21 protein-coding genes are annotated in these 22,631 nt (G+C 73.4%); 9 read left to right on the top strand and 12 right to left on the bottom strand.

Going from position 1 to position 22,631, the window contains the following annotated elements; translation table 11 throughout:
- Positions 1–101 precede the first annotated feature (101 nt).
- The gene (locus ACGFSH_RS23190; RefSeq protein WP_393351527.1) at positions 102–1,157 is read left to right on the top strand and encodes a DUF3533 domain-containing protein; all 1,056 of its coding nucleotides are present in this window, start codon (positions 102–104) and stop codon (positions 1,155–1,157) included.
- A 19-nt stretch (positions 1,158–1,176) separates the two neighbouring features.
- On the opposite strand, the gene ACGFSH_RS23195 is transcribed toward ACGFSH_RS23190, so the two are convergent.
- The 3 genes from ACGFSH_RS23195 to ACGFSH_RS23205 form a co-directional block, all read right to left on the bottom strand.
- Positions 1,177–2,259: a S1 family peptidase gene (locus tag ACGFSH_RS23195; protein ID WP_393351529.1), complete on the bottom strand. Its 1,083-nt coding sequence runs from the start codon at positions 2,257–2,259 to the stop codon at positions 1,177–1,179.
- Between the two features lie 339 nt (positions 2,260–2,598).
- Positions 2,599–3,510 carry a S1 family peptidase gene (locus ACGFSH_RS23200; protein WP_393351531.1) on the bottom strand — a complete coding sequence of 304 codons (912 nt, stop codon included), beginning with the start codon at positions 3,508–3,510 and terminating at the stop codon, positions 2,599–2,601.
- A 1,102-nt stretch (positions 3,511–4,612) separates the two neighbouring features.
- Positions 4,613–5,899, bottom strand: coding sequence for a DUF5685 family protein (locus ACGFSH_RS23205; RefSeq protein WP_393351533.1), 1,287 nt, complete (start codon positions 5,897–5,899; stop codon positions 4,613–4,615).
- Positions 5,900–6,210: 311 nt separating this feature from the next.
- Here ACGFSH_RS23205 and ACGFSH_RS23210 point away from each other — a divergent pair, with 311 nt between their 5' ends.
- Entirely contained in the window at positions 6,211–6,648 is a 438-nt protein-coding gene (locus tag ACGFSH_RS23210; protein WP_393351535.1) for a cell division protein SepF, read from the top strand.
- A 43-nt stretch (positions 6,649–6,691) separates the two neighbouring features.
- Here ACGFSH_RS23210 and ACGFSH_RS23215 read toward each other — a convergent pair whose 3' ends face one another.
- Both ACGFSH_RS23215 and ACGFSH_RS23220 read right to left on the bottom strand, forming a co-directional pair.
- Positions 6,692–7,882 carry an acyl-CoA dehydrogenase family protein gene (locus ACGFSH_RS23215; protein WP_393351537.1) on the bottom strand — a complete coding sequence of 397 codons (1,191 nt, stop codon included), beginning with the start codon at positions 7,880–7,882 and terminating at the stop codon, positions 6,692–6,694.
- Positions 7,883–8,236: 354 nt separating this feature from the next.
- The gene (locus tag ACGFSH_RS23220) at positions 8,237–9,838 is read right to left on the bottom strand and encodes an MFS transporter (protein WP_393351539.1); all 1,602 of its coding nucleotides are present in this window, start codon (positions 9,836–9,838) and stop codon (positions 8,237–8,239) included.
- Positions 9,839–10,225: 387 nt separating this feature from the next.
- Between ACGFSH_RS23220 and ACGFSH_RS23225 the strand changes: the two genes are divergently transcribed.
- The gene (locus tag ACGFSH_RS23225; protein ID WP_393351541.1) at positions 10,226–11,500 is read left to right on the top strand and encodes a hypothetical protein; all 1,275 of its coding nucleotides are present in this window, start codon (positions 10,226–10,228) and stop codon (positions 11,498–11,500) included.
- Positions 11,501–11,705: 205 nt separating this feature from the next.
- On the top strand, positions 11,706–12,740 hold the full coding sequence (locus ACGFSH_RS23230; protein ID WP_393351543.1) for a phosphatase PAP2 family protein: 1,035 nt from the start codon (positions 11,706–11,708) through the stop codon (positions 12,738–12,740).
- Between the two features lie 130 nt (positions 12,741–12,870).
- Here the strand turns inward: ACGFSH_RS23230 and ACGFSH_RS23235 are convergent, their stop codons facing one another.
- Together ACGFSH_RS23235 and ACGFSH_RS23240 are read right to left on the bottom strand one after the other, a co-directional pair.
- Entirely contained in the window at positions 12,871–13,086 is a 216-nt protein-coding gene (locus tag ACGFSH_RS23235) for an I78 family peptidase inhibitor (RefSeq protein WP_329408391.1), read from the bottom strand.
- A gap of 416 nt (positions 13,087–13,502) precedes the next feature.
- Positions 13,503–14,246 carry a transglycosylase family protein gene (locus tag ACGFSH_RS23240; RefSeq protein WP_393351546.1) on the bottom strand — a complete coding sequence of 248 codons (744 nt, stop codon included), beginning with the start codon at positions 14,244–14,246 and terminating at the stop codon, positions 13,503–13,505.
- A gap of 538 nt (positions 14,247–14,784) precedes the next feature.
- On the opposite strand from ACGFSH_RS23240, the gene ACGFSH_RS23245 reads away from it, so the two are divergent.
- Together ACGFSH_RS23245 and ACGFSH_RS23250 are read left to right on the top strand one after the other, a co-directional pair.
- Entirely contained in the window at positions 14,785–15,567 is a 783-nt protein-coding gene (locus tag ACGFSH_RS23245; RefSeq protein ID WP_393351548.1) for a hypothetical protein, read from the top strand.
- A 236-nt stretch (positions 15,568–15,803) separates the two neighbouring features.
- Positions 15,804–16,223: a hypothetical protein gene (locus ACGFSH_RS23250; protein WP_393351648.1), complete on the top strand. Its 420-nt coding sequence runs from the start codon at positions 15,804–15,806 to the stop codon at positions 16,221–16,223.
- Between the two features lie 78 nt (positions 16,224–16,301).
- On the opposite strand, the gene der is transcribed toward ACGFSH_RS23250, so the two are convergent.
- From der to aroH, 5 genes are all read right to left on the bottom strand, one after another.
- Positions 16,302–17,783 carry a ribosome biogenesis GTPase Der gene (der, locus tag ACGFSH_RS23255; protein ID WP_393351550.1) on the bottom strand — a complete coding sequence of 494 codons (1,482 nt, stop codon included), beginning with the start codon at positions 17,781–17,783 and terminating at the stop codon, positions 16,302–16,304.
- A gap of 87 nt (positions 17,784–17,870) precedes the next feature.
- The gene (locus tag ACGFSH_RS23260) at positions 17,871–18,566 is read right to left on the bottom strand and encodes a lysophospholipid acyltransferase family protein (protein WP_393351552.1); all 696 of its coding nucleotides are present in this window, start codon (positions 18,564–18,566) and stop codon (positions 17,871–17,873) included.
- A complete protein-coding gene (cmk, locus tag ACGFSH_RS23265; protein WP_393351554.1) occupies positions 18,524–19,210 on the bottom strand; it encodes a (d)CMP kinase in 687 nt (228 codons plus the stop codon). The genes ACGFSH_RS23260 and cmk overlap by 43 nt, the downstream gene beginning before the upstream one ends.
- A 439-nt stretch (positions 19,211–19,649) precedes the next feature.
- Positions 19,650–20,735, bottom strand: a complete 1,086-nt coding sequence (locus tag ACGFSH_RS23270) for a prephenate dehydrogenase (RefSeq protein ID WP_393351557.1) — start codon at positions 20,733–20,735, stop codon at positions 19,650–19,652.
- The gene (gene aroH, locus ACGFSH_RS23275) at positions 20,732–21,094 is read right to left on the bottom strand and encodes a chorismate mutase (protein WP_393351559.1); all 363 of its coding nucleotides are present in this window, start codon (positions 21,092–21,094) and stop codon (positions 20,732–20,734) included. Before aroH ends, ACGFSH_RS23270 begins: the two co-directional genes overlap by 4 nt.
- A 286-nt stretch (positions 21,095–21,380) precedes the next feature.
- Here aroH and ACGFSH_RS23280 point away from each other — a divergent pair, with 286 nt between their 5' ends.
- The 3 genes from ACGFSH_RS23280 to ACGFSH_RS23290 are packed head-to-tail and all read left to right on the top strand — an operon-like array spanning position 21,381 to position 22,629.
- Positions 21,381–21,611: a hypothetical protein gene (locus tag ACGFSH_RS23280; protein ID WP_393351561.1), complete on the top strand. Its 231-nt coding sequence runs from the start codon at positions 21,381–21,383 to the stop codon at positions 21,609–21,611.
- A gap of 23 nt (positions 21,612–21,634) precedes the next feature.
- On the top strand, positions 21,635–22,213 hold the full coding sequence (locus ACGFSH_RS23285; RefSeq protein ID WP_393351564.1) for a DUF6529 family protein: 579 nt from the start codon (positions 21,635–21,637) through the stop codon (positions 22,211–22,213).
- Positions 22,210–22,629: a Rieske (2Fe-2S) protein gene (locus ACGFSH_RS23290; protein WP_393351565.1), complete on the top strand. Its 420-nt coding sequence runs from the start codon at positions 22,210–22,212 to the stop codon at positions 22,627–22,629. Before ACGFSH_RS23285 ends, ACGFSH_RS23290 begins: the two co-directional genes overlap by 4 nt.
- Positions 22,630–22,631: the final 2 nt, after the last annotated feature.

Raw genomic sequence — 22,631 nt, forward strand, 5'->3', positions numbered from 1 at the left:
CTCTCCCTCCCCCACCATAGACCAAATTCCGAACGTATGTACGACAGCCGTTCGGACGCCCCCCACCTGCGGAAACATGCCGCTCCCCGGACCGTGGGGACATGACACAGAGCACCGGCGCCGACGCCCCCCGCGGCCCTTCCCGCGGCTCCTTCCTCGACGAGGTGAAGGACGCCGTGACCCCGCGGGCCACGCTGCTGGTCGTCGGCGTGGTCGCCCTCCATCTGCTCTTCATCGCCTCCTACGTCGGGGCCCTGCACGACCCGCGGCCCAAGGACGTGCCCTTCGGCGTGGTGGCGCCCCAGGCCGTCGCCCGGCAGACGGTGGCCCGGCTGGAGAAGCTGCCCGGCAGCCCCCTCGACCCGCGGGCGGTGGCCGACGCGGCGACGGCGCGCGCGCAGATCCTCGACCGGAAGATCGACGGCGCCCTGGTCACCGGCCCGGCGAACGGCGCCGACACCCTCCTGGTGGCCACCGGCGGCGGCAAGGTGCTGGCCGCCACCCTGGTGACGCTCACCACCTCCCTGGAGAAGTCCCAGGGGCGCACCCTGCGGACCGTCGACGTGGTCCCCGCCGCCAAGGAGGACGCCAACGGACTGACGTCCTTCTACCTGGCCGTCGGCTGGTGCGTGGGCGGCTACCTCTGCGCCTCGATCATGGTCGTCAGCTCGGGCGCCGGCCGCTCCACCCCGCGGCGCGCGGTGATCCGGCTGCTCGCCATGGCCGTCGTCGCCGCCGTCGGCGGACTCGGCGGCGCCCTGATCGCCGGACCGGTCCTGGACGCCCTGCCGGGCGGGGTCGCGGCCTACTGGGGGCTCGGGACGCTGATCGTCTTCGCCGTCGGCGCGGCCACGCTCGCCTTCCAGGGCGTCTTCGGGCTCGCCGGCATCGGGCTCGTCATCCTGCTCGTGGTGATCCTGGGCAACCCGAGCGCGGGCGGCGCCCTGCCGCCTCCCCTGCTCCCGCCGTTCTGGAAGGCGATCGGCCCGGCGCTGCCGCCCGGCGCGGGAACCTGGGCGGCGCGCTCGATCGCCTACTTCAAGGGCAACGACATGACCGCGTCCCTGCTGGTGCTGTCCGCGTGGGCGGTCGGGGGCGTCGTCGTCACCCTGCTCGCCTCGGTCCTGCGCACGCGCGGCGCGCGGAACGCGACGTGAGACGCGGCCGTGCCGGACGTCAGCCGATCCGCGTCCCCGTGGCCGCGAGGGCCTCCGTCACCGGCTGGAAGAACGTCTCCCCGCCCGAGGTGCAGTCGCCGCTGCCGCCCGAGGTCAGGCCGACGGCGCTGCTGCCCGAGAAGAGGGAGCCGCCGCTGTCGCCGGGCTCGGCGCACACGTCGGTCTGGATCAGCCCGTCGACGATGTCGCCGTTGCCGTAGTTGACCGTGGCGTCCAGGCCCGTGACCGTGCCGGAGTGCACGCGGGTGGTGGAGCCGCTGCCGGTGACCTTCATGCCGACGGTGGCCTCGGCGGCGCCGGTGATCGGCCGGGCCGAGCCGTCGTAGAGGTTCACCTCGCTCGGGTGGGGCACGTCGGCGGTGTACCTGACCAGGCCGTAGTCGTGGCCCGGGAAGCTGGAGGCCTCGTTGGCGCCGATCGTCGCGCCGGAGGCGTCCGACCAGGTGGAGATCGCGTCGGTGCAGTGCCCGGCGGTCAGGAAGTACGGCTTGCCGCCCTTGACGACGTTGAAGCCGAGCGAGCAGCGCCCGCCGCCTCCGCCGATGGCGTCGCCGCCGGCGATGAAGGGGGTGAACTCGCCCTTGGAGCGCCTCAGTTCGGCCACCGGTCCGAGTCCGTCGACGATCTCGGAGAGCTTGGCCCACTGCGCGTCGGACACCGTGCGGTCGGCGGAGACCACGACCTTGTCGGTGGTCGGGTCGGTCACCCAGGCGGTGCCCGGGACGGTCGCGTCCGCCTTCAGCCTGGCGTGGGCGCCGGTCAGTTCGGCGAGGGTGTTCCCGACGAGTCTGGCCCGGGCCCCGGCGGCCTCGACGGTGTGCGCGGCGTCCTCGTCGAGGACGTTCACCACGAGAGCGTGACGCTCGGCGTCGTAGTACGTGCCCGCCGCGCCGTCGCCCAGGTCCGCGCCCAGGGTCGAGGCCAGCTTCCCGGCCGCGAGGGCCGACAGGACGGCCGGCCGCGGGCTCTTCGCCGGCTCGCCGGCGCTCGCGCTCTGGAGGGTGACTCCCGCCGCGACGAGCGCGGCGGCCGCCGCGCCCGCGACCACCGCCCGTCGTCCGCATATCCGTCGGTGCTTCAACTCGCGTCCTCCTGTGGGGGCCGGTCCGCAGCGGTGTCGCGGGCCGCGGCGGGCCGGAAGGGTGGTCGGCGGCGGCCCACTCTTCCCAACCCCGCGCGGAGCGCACAAGGTCGACCTCGACAAGCGCACAGGGTGGGCACCGCACGCCCCCTGCTCCTTCACCACCCCTTCCGGGTGTTGTCCCCGGGGGACGGACCCGCTCCGGACGGCGAGGAGCCCCCGCGCGCGACGCATCGCGTGCGGGGGCCCTGGTGAGCCCGGCGGAAGGGACGGGCCGGAGGACGGAACGGACCGCAAGCCGCGACACACCGACAGACGCGGCGAGCTGCCGGACGAGGGTCAGAAGACGCTGACTCCGTAGGCGTTCAGGGCCTCCACCACCGGCTGGAAGAAGGTGGTGCCGCCGGAACTGCAGTTTCCGCTGCCGCCGGAGGTGAGGCCGTAGGCGACGCCGCTGGTCGAGTAGAGCGCGCCGCCGGAGTCGCCGCCCTCGGCGCAGACGTTGGTCTGGATCATGCCGTAGACGACGTCGCCGCCGCCGTAGTTCACGGTCGCGTTCAGCGCGGTGACCCGGCCGCTGTGGATGCCGGTGGTCGACCCGTCACGGTAGACGGTGGCGCCGACGCTGGGCGTCCCCGCACTGGTGATGTCCGTGTTGCCCGCGGTGCCGGACTTGGTGACGGAGGAGTTGGTGTAGCGGACCAGCGCGTAGTCGTTGGTCGGGAAGCTGTAGCTGACGTTGGTGCCCAGGGTGCTCGTCTGGCCGGAGTTGGAGTACCAGGTCGAGGCGACCTCGCCGCAGTGCCCGGCGGTGAGGAAGTAGTAGGTGCTGCCGCTGCGGACGTTGAAGCCGAGCGAGCAGCGGTAGCCGCCGCCGTAGATGGCGTCGCCGCCGGCGATGAGCTTGTTGAACTTCCCCGGGGTGTGCTTGATCGTCAGTGCTCCGGCGTTGCCGCCCGCCTGCTGCCTGATCTTCGCGATCTCGGCGTCGGAGACCGTGCTGTCGACGGTGACCACCAGTCGGTTGGTCTTGCTGTCGACCGCCCAGGCGGTGCCCGGGACGTCCGCCTTCAGCACCGAGGCGCCGGCGCTCCGGAGTTCGGCCGCGCTGAACGTGGTGTTGTCCGCCGCGCTCGCGTGGGGAATCGCGACGGCGGCCGCGGCCACGAGTCCGGTGGCCACGGCGGTCAGCCGGGTCCGTCTCGAGATGCCGCTCTCGGGGGTGGTGGGGGTGGTGCGCTTGATCCTCACGTTTCGTTCCCTCCCAGGGGAAGTCGGGGGCCCGTCGTGTGTGGGGTCGGAGCCCGTGAGGCGCAGCCAGGGCCGACGTTCGTCCGGATTTCGGACACGCCGTGACCCTGACAAGCGCTGAGGGGGAGTATTCGGCCGAACGGCCGGTAGGCGCAAGGGTGCCTTTCAGCCGTCAAACCGTGAACGAACTGCGTGAGTCGATCCCTCTTGCAGCCCTCTTGCCCCAGCTCAGACCGGGTTGCCCTGCTGTTCCCCGACCGCCACGTCCCATGTCTTCCCGGACGGGGCCGCGAACGGACCGAAGTACCGGCAACGGCGCACGGAGGCAGTACGGCCGTGCAGGCGGCCGCCGGTACGCCGTCCGGCGCGTCCGGTGCGCGGGGGCGTCGGGAACCGGCGGCGCCGACCGGCCGCCCCGGCGGTGGCGTGGAGGAACGCGACGTCCGCCGAGCTGTCCCACTGGCCCCGCCGAGCCCGCCGCAGGCGGTGGTCCGCGGCCGGGTCCCGGTGTCCGGCGCCCGGCCGGCGCGCGTGGCGGACGACGGCCGCCGACCGGCCCCGCCTCAGCGTCCGGGCCCCGGGGCGTCCCCGGCGCTTCCGGGAGAACGTCACACCCTTCCCGGACCTCGCCGGACCTCTCGGGCGCTCCCGAGGACCGGCGCGCACCGCTGCCGCCCGGCGTCCGTCCGCCGTCCACGCGCCGTCCAAGGCGCCGGGACGCACCCACCGGCCGCGGACGGGACTCGGCCCCGCGCCGGACCGGGCCCGAGGGTGACCTGCGCAGGGATGCGCGCAACGGCCCGCCCGACGCGGGCGGGGGCCTCGCCGGGACCGCGCAGCCGGGGCCGCACAGCGGGCGCAAGGCCACCGTTCAGGCCGCCACAAGGCCCCCGGTGTCCGGAATTCGACCCTCCGTATGGCCCTCGCGCAGCGCGCCGCACACCCTCATGACGCACCCCCGACAACCGCACCCCGGACAACCGCACGCGGACACGTCCCGCCGACACCCGGCGCCCGGCGCCCGATGCCCGACGCCCCGCGCTCACCGCCCCCGCGGCCGCGCACGGACGACGGACGTCCGGGCACGGCATATGACGGGGCGTCAGCAGGAGCAGTCGCAGGCGCAGCACTCACAGCAGGAACACCCGTCACAGCAGTCGCAGCAACCGCAGTCACAGTTCCCGCAGTCCCCGCAGTCGTTGCACAGGCCCTCGCGCTTCTTCCTCGACCAGGGGCCCTCGAACTCGTCGGCGCAGCAGACCTTGCAGGTGCAGCACAGACCGATCGCGACCGCGCAGCCCGCCAGGAAGCCCCGCTTCTGCGGCCGGGGCGGCTCACCTCCGTAGGGGTTGCCGTAGGGACCGCCGGGCGGATGCGGGGCGTTCGGACCGGCCGGGTCGTGCGGCGCGTACGGCCCGGTCGGCGGCCCGAAGGCGCCCGCGGGCCCCGGCGTCGCCACCTCGGGTCCCGCTCCCTCCCCCGCTCGGGGGGCGGCCGCGTCCGGCGTTCCGTGCGCGTGTCCGCACGACTGCGTGCCGAACGCCCGGTCCACCGACCGTCCCAGCTCGTGGGCGAGCAGCAGGTGCGCCAGCCTGCCCTCCACGAACTCGACGTCGCGCAGGGCGAGCCGGATGCCGTGCAGCGCGTCGTCGGCGAGCCGGCGGGCCTCGGCGAGCGGGGTGTGCGTGGCCGTCAGCGGGTTCCAGGCGCCGGCCGCCGCGTCCGCCGCCTGGTCCTCGACGGCGTCCAGCAGGTGTGCCAGCCGCCCGAAGAGCCGACCGGCCTCGGCGAGCGGCGCGGCGTTGCCGGGCCGGCCCGCCAGGACGGCGGTGTGCGCGAAGGCGGCGGCGGTGGCGGTCTCCGTCGGCTCGGTGACGGTCAGCAGCGAGGTGCCCGGCCCGGCGAGCGCCTCGATCCCGACCTGCCGGTCCACGGCGTCGACGAGTACGGCGGTGTCGAACCCGACGGCGGCCCCGCCGCGTTCCCCGGCCCGTCCCCAGCTCTCGGCGACCCGGCGCGCGGCGGCGGCGACCGGCCGCCGCGCCAGCATCCCGTCCCCGTCGGCGACATGGTCACGCACCTTGGCGGAGGCGAGCACCAGCGAGACGGCGGCCGCGAGCCGCGCGCCCTCGCCCTGGGCCACGGAGGCGGTGCGCATGCCCCGCAGCGGGCACGGTCCCGCCGTGCGCCGCCATCCGTCGGCGGTGACGCGCTCGGCCTGAGCCTCCGTCAGAACCGAGATGATGAGACCGTCGTAGTTGGTGACGACCCGGGCGAACTGCCCGTGATCGCCGCGCAGCGCGAGACACAGCCCGCACAGGTGGGCCATCCACTGGGTCTTGAGACCCTTTCCGAGCCGGTGAGAGCACGGCCTGACGATTCCGAACACGACAACCCCCGTCGTCCTTGGGACATGAGCTGCCGCATGTTATCGACCGATTGTCATGCCGGATCCGGGGCACTCGGTTCACCCGGACGCACCGTCCGTCACCCGTCCGCCACGAAGAATCATATTTCACTCACAGTCAGCAGCCGTATGCGGTGCGACCCTTGGGAGACGCGGGCTCTCGACGTATTAGCTGTGCACCAGTACCGTCACAAACCCCCCGCGCGGCGTCTAACCACTTGGCGCGACATCCGCATCATGGACGACCATGGGGAATGCGGAAAGCAGAAAGACCGCTGTGAGAGGAGGCGTCCATGGGATCGGTGCGCAAGGCGAGTGCCTGGCTTGGCCTCGTCGACGACAACGATGACGAGCGTTACTACGACGACGACTATTCCGAGGGGACCGACTCGCAGGACGTCTGGGTCACCGACCCGCGCGTGAAGGTGGCGGCGGACACGGCCGAGGAGAAGGGCCGCCGCATCGGCACCGTCACCCCGGACAGCTTCCGGGACGCGCGGGCGATCGGTGAACTGTTCCGCGAGGGCGTGCCGGTCATCATGAACCTCACCGCCATGGAGGCCGCCGACGCCAAGCGCGTCGTCGACTTCGCGGCGGGGCTGATCTTCGGCCTGCGGGGCTCGATCGAGCGGGTGTCCACCCGGGTGTTCCTGCTGACCCCCGCCAACACCGAGATCGTGAACGGGGATCCGTCCGCGCACCGCACGGACGGCTTCTTCAACCAGAGCTGAGGCGGGGCCGCTCGCCGGCCCTGCCTCGGCCCCCCGGGCCGGGTCAGCGGAAGGCGTCGAGTCCGGTGAGCGCCTTGCCCAGCACGAGCTGGTGCATCTCGACGGTGCCCTCGTAGGTGAGGACCGACTCCAGGTTCGTCGCGTGCCGCATGACGGGGTATTCGAGCGAGATCCCGTTGGCCCCGAGGACGGTGCGGGCGGTCCGGCAGATCTCGATCGCCTCCCGCACGTTGTTGAGCTTGCCGAAGCTGACCTGCTCGGGACGCAGCCGGCCGGCGTCCATACGCCGCCCCAGATGGTGGGCGAGCAGAATCCCCTTGTGCAGCTCGACCGCCATGTCGGCGAGCTTGGCCTGCGTGAGCTGGAACCCGCCGATGGGCCGCCCGAACTGCTCCCGGGTCCTCGCGTACTCGACCGCGGTCTCGAAACAGGACCGGGCCGCGCCCATCGCGCCCCAGACGATGCCGTAGCGCGCGTGGGACAGACAGCTGAGCGGGCCGCGCAGCCCGGTGACCTCCGGCAGGACGGCGTCCGCCGGCAACCGCACGTCGTCGAGCACGAGTTCGCTGGTCACACTGGCCCGCAGGGACCACTTGTGCTTGATCTCGGGCGCGGAGAACCCCGGAGCGTCGGTGGGCACCACGAAGCCGCGGATCCCGTCGTCGCTCTGCGCCCAGACGACGGCCACCCCGGCGACGGACCCGTTGGTGATCCACATCTTGCGGCCGTTGAGCACCCAGTCGGAGCCGTCCCGCTTGGCGTACGTCCGCATGGCCGCCGGGTCGGACCCGTGATCGGGCTCGGTGAGCCCGAAGCACCCGATGACCTCACCGGCGGCCATGCGGGGCAGCCACCGCGTCTTCTGCTCCTCGGAGCCGAAGCGGTGCACGGCGTACATCGCCAGGGACCCCTGCACGGAGACGAGCGAGCGGATCCCGGAGTCGGCGGCCTCCAGCTCCAGACACGCGAGCCCGTACTGCACGGCGCTCGCACCCGCGCACCCGTACCCGCTGAGCGACATCCCGAGCGCCCCGATCCCGCCGAGCTCCCGGGCGAGCTCCCGGATGACCGGCAGCTCCCCGCTCTCGTACCACTCGGCGACGTACGGCAGCACCCGGTCCGCGGCCCAGCCGCGCACGGTGTCACGGATCGCGAGATCCTCGGCGTCCAGCAGATCGTCGATCCCGAGCGGGTCGGCGGGGTCGAACGGGGGCAACTTCGAGGACGCGGACATACGACAGCCTCCGGCAGAACCTAAAACTAGCACCGCTAGTAAACAACTCCCGCCCGACCCTACGACCCCCCCACCCCGGACGTCCAGTGTCCCGGCCGGGAGAGGGGGGGTGGGCGAGCGGGCGAGGCTTGGCAGGGGCCGCAGACCGCCTGACGCCCGAGCGGGCAGCCGCCGGCGGCGAGAAACCCCCACAGGCAACGCCCACCCCTCCACCGACCGCCACGGGCGGTGCGCGGGTGGGAGAGCAGGCGGCGGGGCCGCAGGCCGCGCGCCGCGCGCACATGCGGGCAGCCGCCGGCGGCGAAGACCCCCACGGGAGAGCGGGCGGGGAGGCCGCAGGCCGCCGACCGGGCGTCAGGCCGAGACGCGGGACTGCACGACCTCCCGAGGTGCGGGAACCCCCACCCCCGCCGGAGGCGCCTCGCACTGCATGATCCGCGGCAACCGCAACGCCATGACCGCCCCCAGCAGCAGCAACCCCGCGCTCACCAGCAGCGTGACATGCAGGCCGTGCACGAAGCTGTCCTTCGCGACGTGCCGCAGCGCCGCGCCCGCCGGCCCGCCCAGCTGCCCGGCCACCTCGTAGGCCTCGCCCAGCGAATGCCCCGCGGCCGCGGACGCCGACGCCGGCACCCCGGGCACGGAGGACAGGCCGGGAGCGTACGCCGCGTTCATGACCGTCCCGAGGAGCGCGATCCCGATCCCCGCCCCCAGCTGGTACGACGTCTCGCCGATCGCCGCCGCCCCGCCCGCCTGCTCCTGCGGGGCCTCGCTCAGCATCGACTCGTACGCCGCGAACAACGTCGTCTCCAGGCCGAACCCGAGCAGCAGGAACCCGGACAGCAGCAGCCCCGCGTTGTCCGAGCCGCCCATCGCGGTCAGCACCAGCACGGCCGCCGCCGTGAGCAGGAACCCCCCGCACACCATCCGCCGCGGCCCGAACCCGCGCAGCAGCCGGGCTCCCGCGAGCCCGGCCGCCATCGCGGCGAAGGTCAGCGGCAGCAGCCGCAGTCCCGTCTCCAGGGGAGACAGGCCCAGCACGAGTTGCAGGTACTGCGCCGCGATCAGTTCGAGGCCGACCAGCGCCAGCATGGCCAGCACGATGCACCCGACCGCCGTGCTGAACGCCGGCCGCGCGAACATCCCCAGGTCCACCAGAGGATGCGTGCGCCGCCGCTGACGTCGTACGAACAGGACGATCAGCACCGCCCCCACGGCCAGCGGCACCACGGTGAACGGCCCCAGCTCGCCGCCGCCCAGCCGCTTGACGCCCAGGACGACACCGAACAGTCCGGCCGCCGCCATCAGCGCGCCGACCACGTCCCACGGGCCGTCCCCCGCGCCGCGCGACTCGGGCAGCAGCAGCCGTCCCACCGGCAGACTGACGAGCATCAGCGGAATGTTGACGAGGAAGACCGAGCCCCACCAGAAGTGTTCGAGGAGGAAGCCGCCGAGCAGCGGTCCGATCGCCGCGCCCACCGCGGCCACCGCGCTCCAGATGCCCACCGCCAGCGCCCGCTCACGCCGGTCCGGGAACACCTGCCGCAGGATCGACAGCGTCGCGGGCATGATCATCGCGCCGCCCACGCCCAGCAGCGCCCGCGCCGCGATCAGCGTCTGGGCGCTCCCGGCGAAGGCCGCCAGCGCGGAGGCGACGCCGAACAGGGCGTATCCGAGCAGCAGGATCCGTCTGCGGCCGACCTTGTCGCCGAGCGTGCCGAACAGGATCAGCATCGAGGCGCAGACCAGCGGATAGGTGTCGACGATCCAGAGCAGCTCGATACCGTCGGGCCGCAGGTCCTCGGTGACGGCGGGCACCGCCACGTGCAGGACGGTCGCGTCGACGGCGACCAGGAGCAGGCTGACGCACAACACCACCAGGACGACCCAGCGGTTGGCACCGGCCCCGGCCGTCCTCCGGCGCAGCCGAGCGGCGGCCGTGGTCGTCCCGGACATGTACGTACCTCCCAGGTGATCCCCCGGTTCGGCGGGCTCGCGGGGTGGGGACTCCCCGCGACTCGGCCGGAGAGGAGCGGTGATCTCCGGCCCGCGCAAACGAACACGAGTGACACGCAGCGTACGCGAGTTCGCGCCAGGCCCACGTGGCGGACATCTCACCGCTCCGGAGCGACCCGTGTGGCGTACGCCACTGCGCAACCGGCCCGCACGGGTCGGCACCCGGCTCCCGGGCGGGGCGCGCGGAGGGTCCCGTGACCCGGCGCCGCAGGGCGCACGGAGCCCTTCCGGCCCCGGCGTGCGGGGCGTGTCGGCGCTCCCGCGCCGCGAAGCCCGCAGCGGGGTTCGCGGCCCGGGGCCGCGAGCCGCCCGTCGATAATCGAGCCCGTGACCGATCTCCAGACCCGTGCGAGGCCCCCCGGCTCCGCGTCCCCGTTCCGGGCGGCCCCCGCCCTCCTGGGGTACGCGGCCGTGCGCGCCCTGGGCCTGCTCGGCCTCGCCCTGTGGAGCGCCGCCCGCGACAAGAGCGCGTACACACTGCTCACCGCCCGCTGGGACGCGATCTGGTACAGCAGGGTCGCCGGGCGGGGCTACGGGTACGAGATCCGCCTGCCGAACGGCGACGTGCACGCCGATCTGGCCTTCTTCCCGCTGCTGCCCTGGCTGGAAAGACTTCTTCACGCGGTGACCCCGGTGTCGTACGCCGACGCCGGATTCGTCGTGGCGCTGCTCGCCTCGCTCGCGGCGGCCTGGGGGATCTTCGCGGTCGCCGACCACGTGTACGGACCGCGGGCCGGGGTGTGCGCGGTGCTGGTGTGGGCCGTGCTGCCGGTCGGGATCGTGCAGTCGATGGCGTACAGCGAGTCCCTGTTCACCGCGCTCGCCGCGTGGTCGCTGTACGCGGTGCTCACCGGGCGGTGGGTGACCGCGGGGGCCCTGGCCTCGTTGTCCGGTCTGACCCGCCCGGTGGGACTCGCGGTGGTCGCCGCGGTATGGGCGGCCTGCGCGGCGTCACTCCTGCGGGACCGTGCGGTCGGCCGGGAGTCCTCGATCGCGGGAACCCGCAGCACAGCGCCCGCCTCCGGCGCGCCCGCCCCCGTACACGCCCCCGGTCCGTCCGCCGAAGCCCCCGCGGGGCGCGAAGCGACTGCGTCGACGCCCCGCTGCGCCCCACGCGCCCTCGCCATGCTCCTCGCGCCCCTCGGCGCCGCCGGCTACGTCCTGTGGGTCGGCCACCGCACCGGCCGCGGCCCGCTCGGCTACCTCGACGTCCAGGCGGGCTGGCGCAACGGCTTCGACGGGGGCCTCGCCTTCGCCCGCTTCATCGCCGGGAAGTTCACGTCGGTCCCCGGCGCCCTCGCCGGCCTCGGACTGATCGCCGGCGTCGTCCTGCTGCTGTGGCTGTTCGCGGTCTGTGTGCGGCAGGGCCAGCCGCTGCCGCTGCTGGTGTACGGCGGCACGGTCCTCGCGCTCGCCCTGTGCGCGTCCAGCTACTTCGGCTCCAAGCCGCGGCTGCTCCTGCCGGCCTTCCCGCTGCTGCTGCCGCTCGCCCTGGCCCTGTCCCGGCTGCGCACGGGCCGGGCGGCGCTGGTCGTGGGATGCGTGGCCACCGCCTCGGCCGTGTACGGGGCGTGGTGGCTGAACGGCTCCGGTCCCCCGTGAGGCCGTCCGGCTTTCAGGTGAAGCCTTTCATCGGTTACCTAAAACTATCCCTAGGAATGATCAAAGGAATTGAAGGGAACACTGTTCGACGATTAGCGATTCCATGGGGATAAACAGTGTTCTGAGAGCAATCCCACATCACATCGTCATCACAAACCGGCGGATTCGGCCGGGTCGAGAGCTCACTCGCTGTAACGTCGTTTAGGTGCGTACCGAACGAAACCTCACCCGTCTGGACCGGGTGTTCGCCAGGCTCGACCGTGAGCCGGAACGACCGGCCCACATCGATGTGCCGAAGATGAGCCGGCACAGGGTCGCCCTGCTGCTGGCGACCCTGGCCTTCTATCTGGCGATCGTGTGGCTCGTGGTGATCACGTCGTGGCTGGTCCGCCTCGACTGGCAGGTCATGTTCTTCCGGCCGTACCAGCAGTGGCCGGAGATCCACGCCTTCCTCGACTACTACGTGGTCCTCGGCCAGCGCGGCCCGACCGCCGTGATGGTCGCCGCCTGGCTCGGCTGGAGATCCTGGCGCCAGCACACCCTGCGCCCGCTGCTCACGCTGGGCGCCTCGCTGCTGCTGCTGAACATCACGGTGGGCGCGGCGAAGCTCGGCATGGGCCGGCTGGGACCGCACTACGCGACCACCATCGGCTCGAACGAGATGGGTCTGGGCGGCGATATATTCCCCAGCGGCCACACCGCCAACGCGGTCGTGACCTGGGGAATCCTGGCGTATCTGGCGTCCACGCCCAGGGCGCGCCGCTGGCTGTCCGCCGTGTCCGCCGTCGTCTCCCTCGGCGTCGGCCTCACCACCGTCTACCTCGGTACGCACTGGCTGAGCGACGTGGTGCTGGGCTGGGCCGCCGGGCTGCTGATCCTGCTGGCGCTGCCCTGGTGCGAGCCGCTGATCGCCCGCGCCGAGGTCTCGGTCTTCGCGCTGCGCGACCGGCTGCGCGAGCGTCGCCGCCGCACGGCCGCCGCTCCGGCGCCGACCGCCCCCGTCGCCGTGCCCGTCCCGCTCACCCCGCTCCCCACGGCGCAGGACGAGACCGCCGCCGCCCGTGAACCGGTCACCCCGGCCCGCGCCCCCCGCGCGCCCGCCTACCTGGCCCAGGGCCCGCACACGACCCGCTCCGAGCGCACCCCGGTCACCCCGGTCGGCAGCCGCCGCCCGCCGTACCCCGACCGCCTCCCGCGCGGCGCCGCCGCCTCGGGGGCCCGCCCCCTCACCGGCGGCTGACCTCGGCGAACGCCACACCACGACGGACTCCGGTACGCACCCGGTCCGAGCATGGCGAGGGCCCCGACTCCTGGAGGAGTCGGGGCCCTCGCCGTACCCACGGCCGCCGTGCGCCGCGGCGCCGGCCTGCTCAGCCCTTCCAGGCGCGGGCCACGCGGCCGTCCCGCACCTCCAGGTTCAGCCGCCCGAAGCGATACTCCATGGTGACGATGGCCCCGGGCTCCAACGAGCGGACCGTCGACCACCCCCGCTCACGCGCGAGCCGTTCGGCCTGCCCGGCCTCCAGGCCGACGTAACCGTCCGGACTGTCCTGGGGCTCCGCCTGCGGAGCGGTGTTCGGTGCCATGACTCCACGCTAGGCCCCGGCGCCTTGCGGGAACACCGAATCCCGGACACGGAACCGGCCGGTCACACTTCTGTCACAGGATCCCGACACGCGTTTACGCCGTCGTACGGCCATTCGTGCACAGCGGACCGTCACACGGACGGGCGGTTCCGGAGGCCTTCTCCGCGTAATCGAACGCAATTGTCGGCACCCGTCCGACAGTCGTGAATAGCCCGTCGGAAAGAGTCGGAAACGCGCCCCGGAGGACCGGTTCATTTCGCTGTCGCCGACCCACCCGAAAGCTGACGGCCCATAGGAAATACACGGCTCCCCCACACATCCCCACACATCCTCCGTACGGACGTACGGGCGCGGCGGCCCCCTCCGGCCACCCTGCCGGACGGGGCCGCCGCGTCGCCGTGCGGAGCGCGGACGGGTCAGAGCGTGAGGCGCTGCCCCGGGACGATCAGGTCGGGATCGCCGCCGATGACGTCCCGGTTGCCGGCGTAGACGCGCTGCCAGGTCATCCCGTTGCGGGCCGCGATGGTGCTCAGGGTGTCGCCCCGGCGGACGGTGTAGTCACCCCGCGATGCGCCCCGCGAGGTCTGCCCGGAGGCGCGCTCCGCGGTCGTGGACGAACCCGCTCCCGACGACTCGGAGCCGGAACGGGTGGACTGCGCCGGCTTCCCGGCCGCCGCGTACTGCGAGGACTGCGAGGACTGCGACGACCGTGAGGACCTGGAGGACTTCGAGGACTTCGTGCCGGCCGAGTCGGAACGGGCCGAGGAGGGGCGGTCGGCCCCCGGTGCGCTGCCGGCCGCTCCCGCGCGCGCCGAGCAGGTCGGCCACGCGCCCCACCCCTGGGCGTTCTGCACCTTGGCGGCCACGGAGATCTGCTGTGCCTTGCCGGCCTTGTCGGCGGTCGGCGCGTAGGCGGTCCCGCCGTACGCGCGCCAGGTGCCGGCGGAGAACTGCAGTCCGCCGTAGTACCCGTTGCCGGTGTTGATGTGCCAGTTGCCGCCGCTCTCGCACTGGGCGATGCGGTCCCACACCCCGCTGTCGGCCGCCGTCGCGTCCGCGGTGGCGGAGAGCAGTCCGAGGGGGGCGAGAAGAACCGCCCCGGCGAGGACCGCCGTCCTGCGCGACGACTTGCGGGAGTGCTGATCGGCACAATCGGACATGTAGATCCCTCTCTACGTACCCGGGCTCCCCCTGACCGGAGCGCGGCGGCCGCGCAGGAACGCGGTCGGCGCGCCCGGCCCCGACCGCCGGCGATGGTGCTGCGCGCTGTCTGGCTCTGCGCGGCCGGCGGACGTTCCCGAGCGGTGCTCGTTGCACACGGCGGAGCAATCTAGGGAACCTGACGCCCCGTTATCAACCGATCCGCCATCGCCGCAGGCCAGTTCACGGTTACCTCTGGTAGCGGCGAATTCCGGACACCTGGTTCATGCCTGCTTGTAGTCATTTGTCGGTCACGGCTCCACTCGCCGTGTGAGCCGGGTCACCGGTCCAACTGTCGTGACCCGCCCGTTACTTGACGTGGAGTAGTCGATTCCGCACGCAGAGTGAAGGCCGGGTCGGGATGGTTCGATTCCGTTCGCTCTGAAGCGTGACTCCCGCCACAGATCGCCCGTTGTCATCTTCATGAGCCGGGTACCGCCCGGACCACGAGCCGGAGCACCCGGCCTCGCCCACGCACCGCATCCGAGGGAGCCACCCGTGCCGCGCATGCTCGACGTCAGCGACGAGGTACGCGCCGAGATCGGCGACGAAGAAGCCGACCGGCTGCTCGCCGGAGACAACGCCCCGGGCAGTTACGACTGCACGTCCTGCCGCACCCCGGGCGACTCCGAGAACGAGCACACCAGCACCGTCCTGTTCATCGGGGACGAGACCGCCGTCCTCGCCTTCGCCCACGCCACCTGTCTGCCGTCCCAGATCGTCCAGGTCACCGAGGAGCAGTTGCAGGGCGCGGTGCGCTCCATCAGCGGCGACACCGTCGACCTGGACCCCGACAAGATCGTGCCCGAGCAGGCGGTGCTCGGGGTGACGAGCGGACTCGTCCTGATCGCGGGCGAGTTGCACCCCGCGCTGGTCGTCGAGCCGACCGCGCCCATCGTGCGCCCCGGCACGACCGGCGCCGGCGACGACTTCCTGCCGCTCCTCATCGAGCAGGGCTTCATGCCGCTCAGCGAGCTGACCGAGGTGCCGCCGGTGCAGCACGGCTGGTCCGTCCTGCTGGCGATGGGGCAGCTGCACGCCGTGCTCCAGCCGTCGTCCAACGGCGGCCAGCCGGTCGCCTGGTGGCAGGCGCACCAGCCGCTCCAGGTGACGGAGGGGTGGCGGGCCGCCGCCAACAAGCACCAGCAGGTGCTGATGTTCGCCTCGCCGGTGGGCTCCATCGGACGCCAGCCCCGTGAGGACCTCCTGCGGGACGCCCTGGACAAGGCCGCCGCGAACGGGCACCTGGTCGGCGCGGCCCTCCCCCTCGCGGGCACCTGAGCCGCCCCTCCCGGGGGCCCGGGCCTTCCCTCGCCAGGCCCAGGGCCTCCCCCTCGCGGGCCCCGAGCCCTACCCGCCCGCCGGACGGCGGCGGTGGGCGCCCGGCGCGGCGCGGACCGCTCGTGTCCCCGCGCCCGGCTCCCCCGCGGGCGCCGGGCACGCGGCGGCACGGTGGGCGTCCTTCGCGGACTCCCGCCGTGCCGCATCTCTTCGCGCGCCGCGTCGTTTGGACATACGTGCACACCTACGACGTTCCCCGCCCCCCGTCCTACCAGTCGATCCCGTCCGCGCGACCGGCTCAGGACTCCCAGGGCGGCCCCTCGGCCACGCCGATCTACGACGCGCTCTACGCGGAGTACGTCAAGACGTTCCGCTCGCTGCCGGGCGACCGCAGCGGCGAGGACGAACTGGGGTTCACCGCGTTCGGGAACATCCCCTACCGCACGGGCTCCACGAATTCCTACCCGGCGCCGCGCCCGGGGTCGTTCTCCAGCTCGTACAGCGCCTACAGCGCGGGGGCGCAGAGCGCGCGGCACGGGACCGGGCAGCAGTCCCAGTGGCAGCGGGTCGGGCAGATCGGCCAGCAGCAGCCGGCGCCCACCGCGATGCACCACGTCCCGGCGGCCCTTCCGCCGGCCCCCCGCAGAAGCTTCTGAGCGGCCCCCTCGGAGGGGTCCGCGCGCACACGGCTGGAGGGCGGCGCCCGCAACGGGCGCCGCCCTCCAGCCGTGTCGTCACTTCTTCTTGCCGCCGCGCTTCTCGCGCACCCGGACCGAGATGTGGATCGGCGTGCCCTCGAAGCCGAACTCCTCGCGCAGCCGGCGCTCGATGAAGCGCCGGTAACCCGCCTCGATGAAGCCGGAGGCGAAGAACACGAACCGCGGGGGCTTGGTGCCGGCCTGGGTGCCGAAGAGGATGCGCGGCTGCTTGCCGCCCCGCACCGGGTGCGGGTGGGCGGCGACCAGCTCGCCGAGGAAGGCGTTCAGGCGGCCGGTGGGAACACGCGTCTCCCAGCCCGCCAGCGCGGCCTCGATCGCCGGGACCAGCTTCTCCATGTGCCGCCCCGTGCGCGCCGAGACGTTCACCCGCGGCGCCCACGCCACCTGGGCGAACTCGGTCTCGATCTCGCGCTCCAGGTAGTAGCGGCGCTCCTCGTCGAGGGTGTCCCACTTGTTGTAGGCGATGACCAGGGCGCGTCCGGCGTCCACGGCCATCGTCACGATGCGCTGGTCCTGGACCGAGATCGACTCGGAGGCGTCGATCAGGATGACCGCCACCTCGGCCTTCTCCACGGCCGCGGCCGTGCGCAACGAGGCGTAGTAGTCGGCGCCCTGCTGGAGGTGGACGCGCTTGCGGATACCCGCCGTGTCGACGAACTTCCAGGTGACGCCGCCGAGTTCGATCAGCTCGTCGACCGGGTCGCGGGTGGTGCCCGCGATCTCGTTGACGACGACGCGCTCCTCGTTGGCCACCTTGTTCAGCAGCGAGGACTTGCCGACGTTCGGGCGGCCGATGAGGGCGATCCGGCGCGGGCCGCCCACCGCGGTGCCGAAGGTCTGCGCGGGGGCCTCCGGCAGGGCCTCCAGGACGGCGTCCAGCATGTCGCCGGTGCCGCGGCCGTGCAGCGCGGAGATCGGGTGCGGCTCGCCGAGCCCGAGGGACCACAGGTAGGCCGCGTCGGCCTCCGCGCTCGGGCCGTCGACCTTGTTGGCGGCCAGCACGACGGGCTTGCCCGCCTTGCGCAGCAGCCGGACGACCGCCTCGTCGGTGTCGGTCGCCCCGACCTTGGCGTCGACGACGAAGACGACGGCGTCGGCGGCCTCGATCGCGTACTCGGCCTGGGCGGCCACGGAGGCGTCGATGCCGAGGACGTCCTGCTCCCAGCCGCCGGTGTCGACGAGCTTGAAGCGGCGGCCCGCCCATTCGGCCTCGTAGGTCACGCGGTCGCGGGTCACGCCCGGCTTGTCCTCGACGACGGCCTCGCGGCGGCCGATGATCCGGTTCACCAGGGTCGATTTGCCGACATTGGGGCGGCCGACGACGGCGAGCACGGGCAGCGGCCCGTGGCCGGCCTCCTCGATGGCGCCCTCGACGTCCTCGATGTCGAAGCCCTCGACCGCGGCGAGCTCCATGAACTCCGCGTACTCGGCGTCGCCGAGCGCCCCGTGGTCGTGCTCGAAGGAGTCCGAGCCGTCGGGCTGGATGTGGTCGTTCATGAAGTCCGTACCTCGTCGTTCATTCGTGGTGATCGGTGGAGCACCCGTTCTGCCCGGGTTGATCCACTACTCGGTATTCAGTGTCGCTCAGCGCCCCGTCAGGCGCCTGGCGTTTTCCAGGTGGGCGGCGAGCTGTTTGCGAATGCGTTCGGTGGCCTCGTCCAGCGCCTTGCGGGTGCGCCGTCCGCTGCCGTCGCCCGCCTCGAACGCGTCTCCGAAGACGACGTCCACGCGGGAGCGCAGCGGGGGCAGCGCCTTTATCAACCGTCCGCTGCGCTCGGTGCTTCCCAGCACGGCGACGGGCACGATCGGCGCGCCGCCGCGCACCGCGAAGTAGGCGAGCCCGGCGCGCAGCGCGGCGAAGTCGCCCTCGCCCCGCGTGCCCTCCGGGAAGATCCCGAGGACCCCGCCGTTGTCCAGCACGCCCAGCGCGCGGGTGATGGCGGTGCGGTCGGTGGTGTCCCGGTCGACCTTGAGCTGGCCGATGCCGGTGAGGAAGGGGTCCAGCGGGCCGACGAACGCCTCCTTCTTGATCAGGAAGTGCGTCGGCCGGGGCGCCACGCCCATCACCATCGGGCCGTCGATGTTGTGCGAGTGGTTGATCGCGAAGATCAGCGGGCCGCTCGCCGGCACCTTCCACGCGCCCAGCACGCGCGGCTTCCACAGCCCGTACATCAGACCGACGCCGATGCGCCGCCCGACCTCGGCGCCCCGTTCGGAGGGCACGGCCGTCGTCGGTGTCACCGCGCGGCCCGCTTCTCCTCGACGAGGGTGACGACGCATTCGATGACCTGGGTCAGCGTCAGGGCGGTGGTGTCCACCTCGACGGCGTCGTCCGCCTTGGCGAGCGGGGAGGTCTTGCGGGAGGAGTCGGCCGCGTCCCGCCTGATCAGCGCCTCACGGGTGCTGTGCAGGTCGGCGCCCTTCAGCTCGCCGCTGCGGCGGGCAGCGCGGGCCTCCGGGGAGGCGGTGAGGAAGATCTTCAGGTCGGCGTCGGGCAGCACGGTCGTGCCGATGTCGCGCCCCTCGACGACGATGCCCCGCTCGGCGGCGGCGGCCAGCGACCGCTGCAGCTCGGTGATCCGGGCCCGCACCTCGGGCACGGCGCTCACCGCGCTGACCTTGGAGGTGACCTCCTGGGTGCGGATCGGCGCGGCGACGTCGACGCCGTCCACCGTGATCGTCGGGTGGGCCGGGTCGGTGCCGGAGAGGATCTCGGGCTTGCCGGCGACGGCCGCGATCGCGGTGGGGTCCTCGATGTCGATCCCGTTGTTCACCATCCACCAGGTGATCGCCCGGTACTGGGCGCCGGTGTCCAGGTAGCTCAGTCCGAGCCGGCCGGCCACGGCCTTGGACGTGCTCGACTTGCCGGTGCCGGACGGACCGTCGATGGCGACGATCACGGGCTGGGCGGCGCCGTTTTCCACGGGGGGACACCTTCCTGGTGCGAGGCGGTGGAGGTACGGGGCGCGACTGTGCCCCGTACCAGGTTACCGGCCGCACATCACTCGTCCGGCCGCACGGGCCCACCCGGCCCCCACCCCGCCCTCCGCCGGGCCTCCGCCGACTCCGGCCGGCTCACCGCCGATCCCCCGCGCCGAGCCGCCTCAGCGACCCGGCCGGACCCCCGGCCGGCCCGCTCGGCACGGCAGCCGTCGCACGGCCGGCCACGGGCTGCCCGGCCGCCCCACCGCTCAGCCGTCGGGCGACCGGACCCCGGCAGCGGCCCTGTGCCCGCGGCTCAGGCCGCCGGGCCGATGCACCGACCGGCGGCCTGACGGCCCGGCGGTTCGATGGCCCGGTGTCCGGCGGACGGGCTGTCCGGCAGTCCCTCGGTCCGGCTCGGCCGACCGGCCGGCGGCCTGGTCACTGGCGGATCGCCCAGCCTCGTTCGCGGAGTGCCGCCGAGAGGACCGGCGCCGACTTGGGTTCGACCATGAGCTGCACCAGGCCCGCCTGCTGCCCCGTCGCGTGCTCGATGCGGACGTCCTCGATGTTGACGCCCGCCTGCCCGGCGTCGGCGAAGATGCGGGCCAGCTGGCCCGGCTGGTCGTCGATCAGCACGGCGACGATCTCGTAGGCCCGCGGGGCCGCTCCGTGCTTGCCGGGGACGCGGACCTGGCCCGCGTTGCCGCGGCGCAGGACGTTCTCGACTCCGCCCGCGCCCTCGCGCCGCTTCGCGTCGTCACCGGACTGAAGGGCGCGCAGCGCCTGGACGGTCTCCTCCAGGTCGGCGGAGACCTCGGTGAGGAGGTCGGCGACCGGGCCGGGGTTCGCGGACAGGATGTCGATCCACATCCGGGGGTCGGAGGCGGCGATCCGGGTGACGTCCCTGATGCCCTGTCCGCACAGCCGTACGGCGGCCTCCTCGGCGTGCTCCAGGCGCGCCGCGACCATGCTGGAGACCAGGTGGGGCATGTGGGAGACGAGCGCCACGGCGCGGTCGTGGGCGTCGGCGTCCATGACCACCGGCACGGCCCGGCAGTGCGAGACCAGCTCCAGGGCGAGGTTCAGCACCTCGGTGTCGGTGTCCCGGGTCGGCGTCAGCACCCAGGGGCGGCCCTCGAAGAGGTCGCCGGTCGCGGCGAGCGGCCCCGACTTCTCCCGGCCCGACATGGGGTGCGTGCCGATGTACGCCGACAGGTCGAGGCCGAGCGCCTCCAGTTCGCGGCGCGGTCCGCCCTTGACGCTGGCCACGTCGAGGTATCCGCGGGCCACGCCCCGGTGCATCACGTCGGCGAGCACGCCGGCCACGTGGGCGGGCGGGGCGGCGACGATCGCGAGGTCCACCGGACCGTCGGGGCTCTCGTCGGTGCCGGCGCCCAGCGCGGCCGCCGTACGGGCCTGCTCGGGGTCGTGGTCGGCGAGGTGGACGGCGACGCCCCGCTGCACCAGGGCCAGGGCGGCGGACGTGCCGATCAGCCCGGTGCCGATGACGAGCGCGGTCCTCACTGGGCGATGTCCTTGCGCAGGGCGGCCGCGGCGCCGAGGTACACGTGGCTGATCTCGGCGCGCGGCCGGTCGGACTCGACGTGCGCGAGGATGCGCACCACCCGCGGCATGGCGCCTTCGACGTCCAGTTCCTGGGCGCAGATCAGCGGCACGTCGACGATGCCGAGCTTGCGGGCCGCGGCCGCCGGGAAGTCGCTGTGCAGGTCGGGCGTGGCCGTGAACCAGATGCTGATCAGGTCGTCGGCGGCGAGCGAGTTGCGCTCGAGGACGGCGGTGAGCAGCGCCCCCACCTGCTCGTCCATGTGGCCGGCCTCGTCCCGCTCTAGTTGGACGGCTCCCCGGACCGCTCGTACCGCCACGGCGCTGCTCCTCGCTGAAGTGTGCTGATGCGTCGGTGTGCCGGCGGACGGCCCGCGCCCTCGTGCGCCGGGGCCCGGTGTGCCGGGCCGCGGCACGTGACACGGCCGCGCGGCACGTCCACGGGACACGTCCACGTGACGTGTCCAGCCTAGTCAGCCCGCGCCGGTCGGGTGCGCGCGCCCGCGTGCCGAGACGGCGATGCCCCCGCACGCCCTGCACAAGGGGTGCGGCCCGCGCCGCCGTGGCACGCTGGCGGCAGGACACCCGCATCGGGGAAGGCCCGGCATGAAGCGTCCAGGACCTCTGCTCACCCTCCTCGCGGGGCTGGTGCTCGGCCTGGCCCTGCTGACGCTCGACGCGACGACGGGGACGAAGGCCCCGACCTCCCCGTACCGGGAGCGCTCGCCGAGCCCGGCCCCCGCCCCGGCCCGGAGCACGGTTCCCCCCGCCTCCCCCGCACCCGCGCCCGCGCCCGCCGCCCTCCGCGTCCCGGGCGCCGGGCCCGTCACCCCCTGACCCCCGTTCGAGCAGGGAGCCCCATGACCGTCGACCCGAACGCCGCCGCGCGCGGCGTCCCCGAGCCCGCGGGGCGCGGCCCGGGCCCGGCCCGCTTCCTGGTCCCGGTGCTGGTCGCCTGCGCCGTGGCGGTCGCCCTGGGCGTCTACGGCAGCGTGCACGAGCCGACCGGGACGGCCTTCGACCTGGCCGGTTTCAGCAGCACGGGCGCGGTGAAGGCCTGGCTGGCGTCGGCCTCGATGTTCTTCGCCCTGGTGCAGCTGGCCTCGGCGCCGATGCTCTACGGGAAGCTGCCCGGGCCCGTCTGGTCCGGCGCGCTGCACCGCTGGTCGGGCCGCGCCGCCTTCCTGATCGCGGTCCCGGTCGCGGTGCACTGTCTGTACGCGCTCGGGTATCAGACGTACGGAACACGCGTGATGTGGCACTCCGTCCTGGGTTGCTTCTTCTTCGGCGCGTTCAGTGCCAAGATGCTGCTGCTCCGCAGGGAGCGCCTTCCGGGTCTGCTGCTGCCGATCGTCGGCGGGCTCGTCTTCACCGTGCTGACGGTGATCTGGCTCACCTCCGCCCTCTGGTTCTTCCGCACGTTCGGAGTGACGACATGACCCTCCCCGCGACACGGCGCACGGTTCTCCTGGCGGCGGGCGGCGCGGCCGCGGCGCTCACGGCGGCCTGCGGCAAGTACGGCGACGGCGGTTCGTCGTCGTCCGACAAGCCGACGCACGCGTCCGGCGGCGGGGAGCTGGCGAAGACGGCCGACATCCCCGTCGGCGGCGGCAAGATCTTCGCCGACGAGAAGGTCGTCGTCACCCAGCCGACGAAGGACGACTTCAAGGCGTTCTCCGCCATCTGCACCCACCAGGGGTGCACGGTCTCCAGCGTCGCCGACGGCGTCATCCACTGCCCCTGCCACGGCAGCGAGTTCCGTGTCGCGGACGGCTCGGTGGCCCGCGGCCCGGCGTCCGTCCCGCTGCCGGCCGAGAAGATCACGGTCGCGCGGGGCACGATCAGCCTGGCCTGAGG

The organism is Streptomyces sp. NPDC048481 (genome assembly GCF_043200075.1).
Classification (GTDB): Bacteria; Actinomycetota; Actinomycetes; order Streptomycetales; family Streptomycetaceae; genus Streptomyces.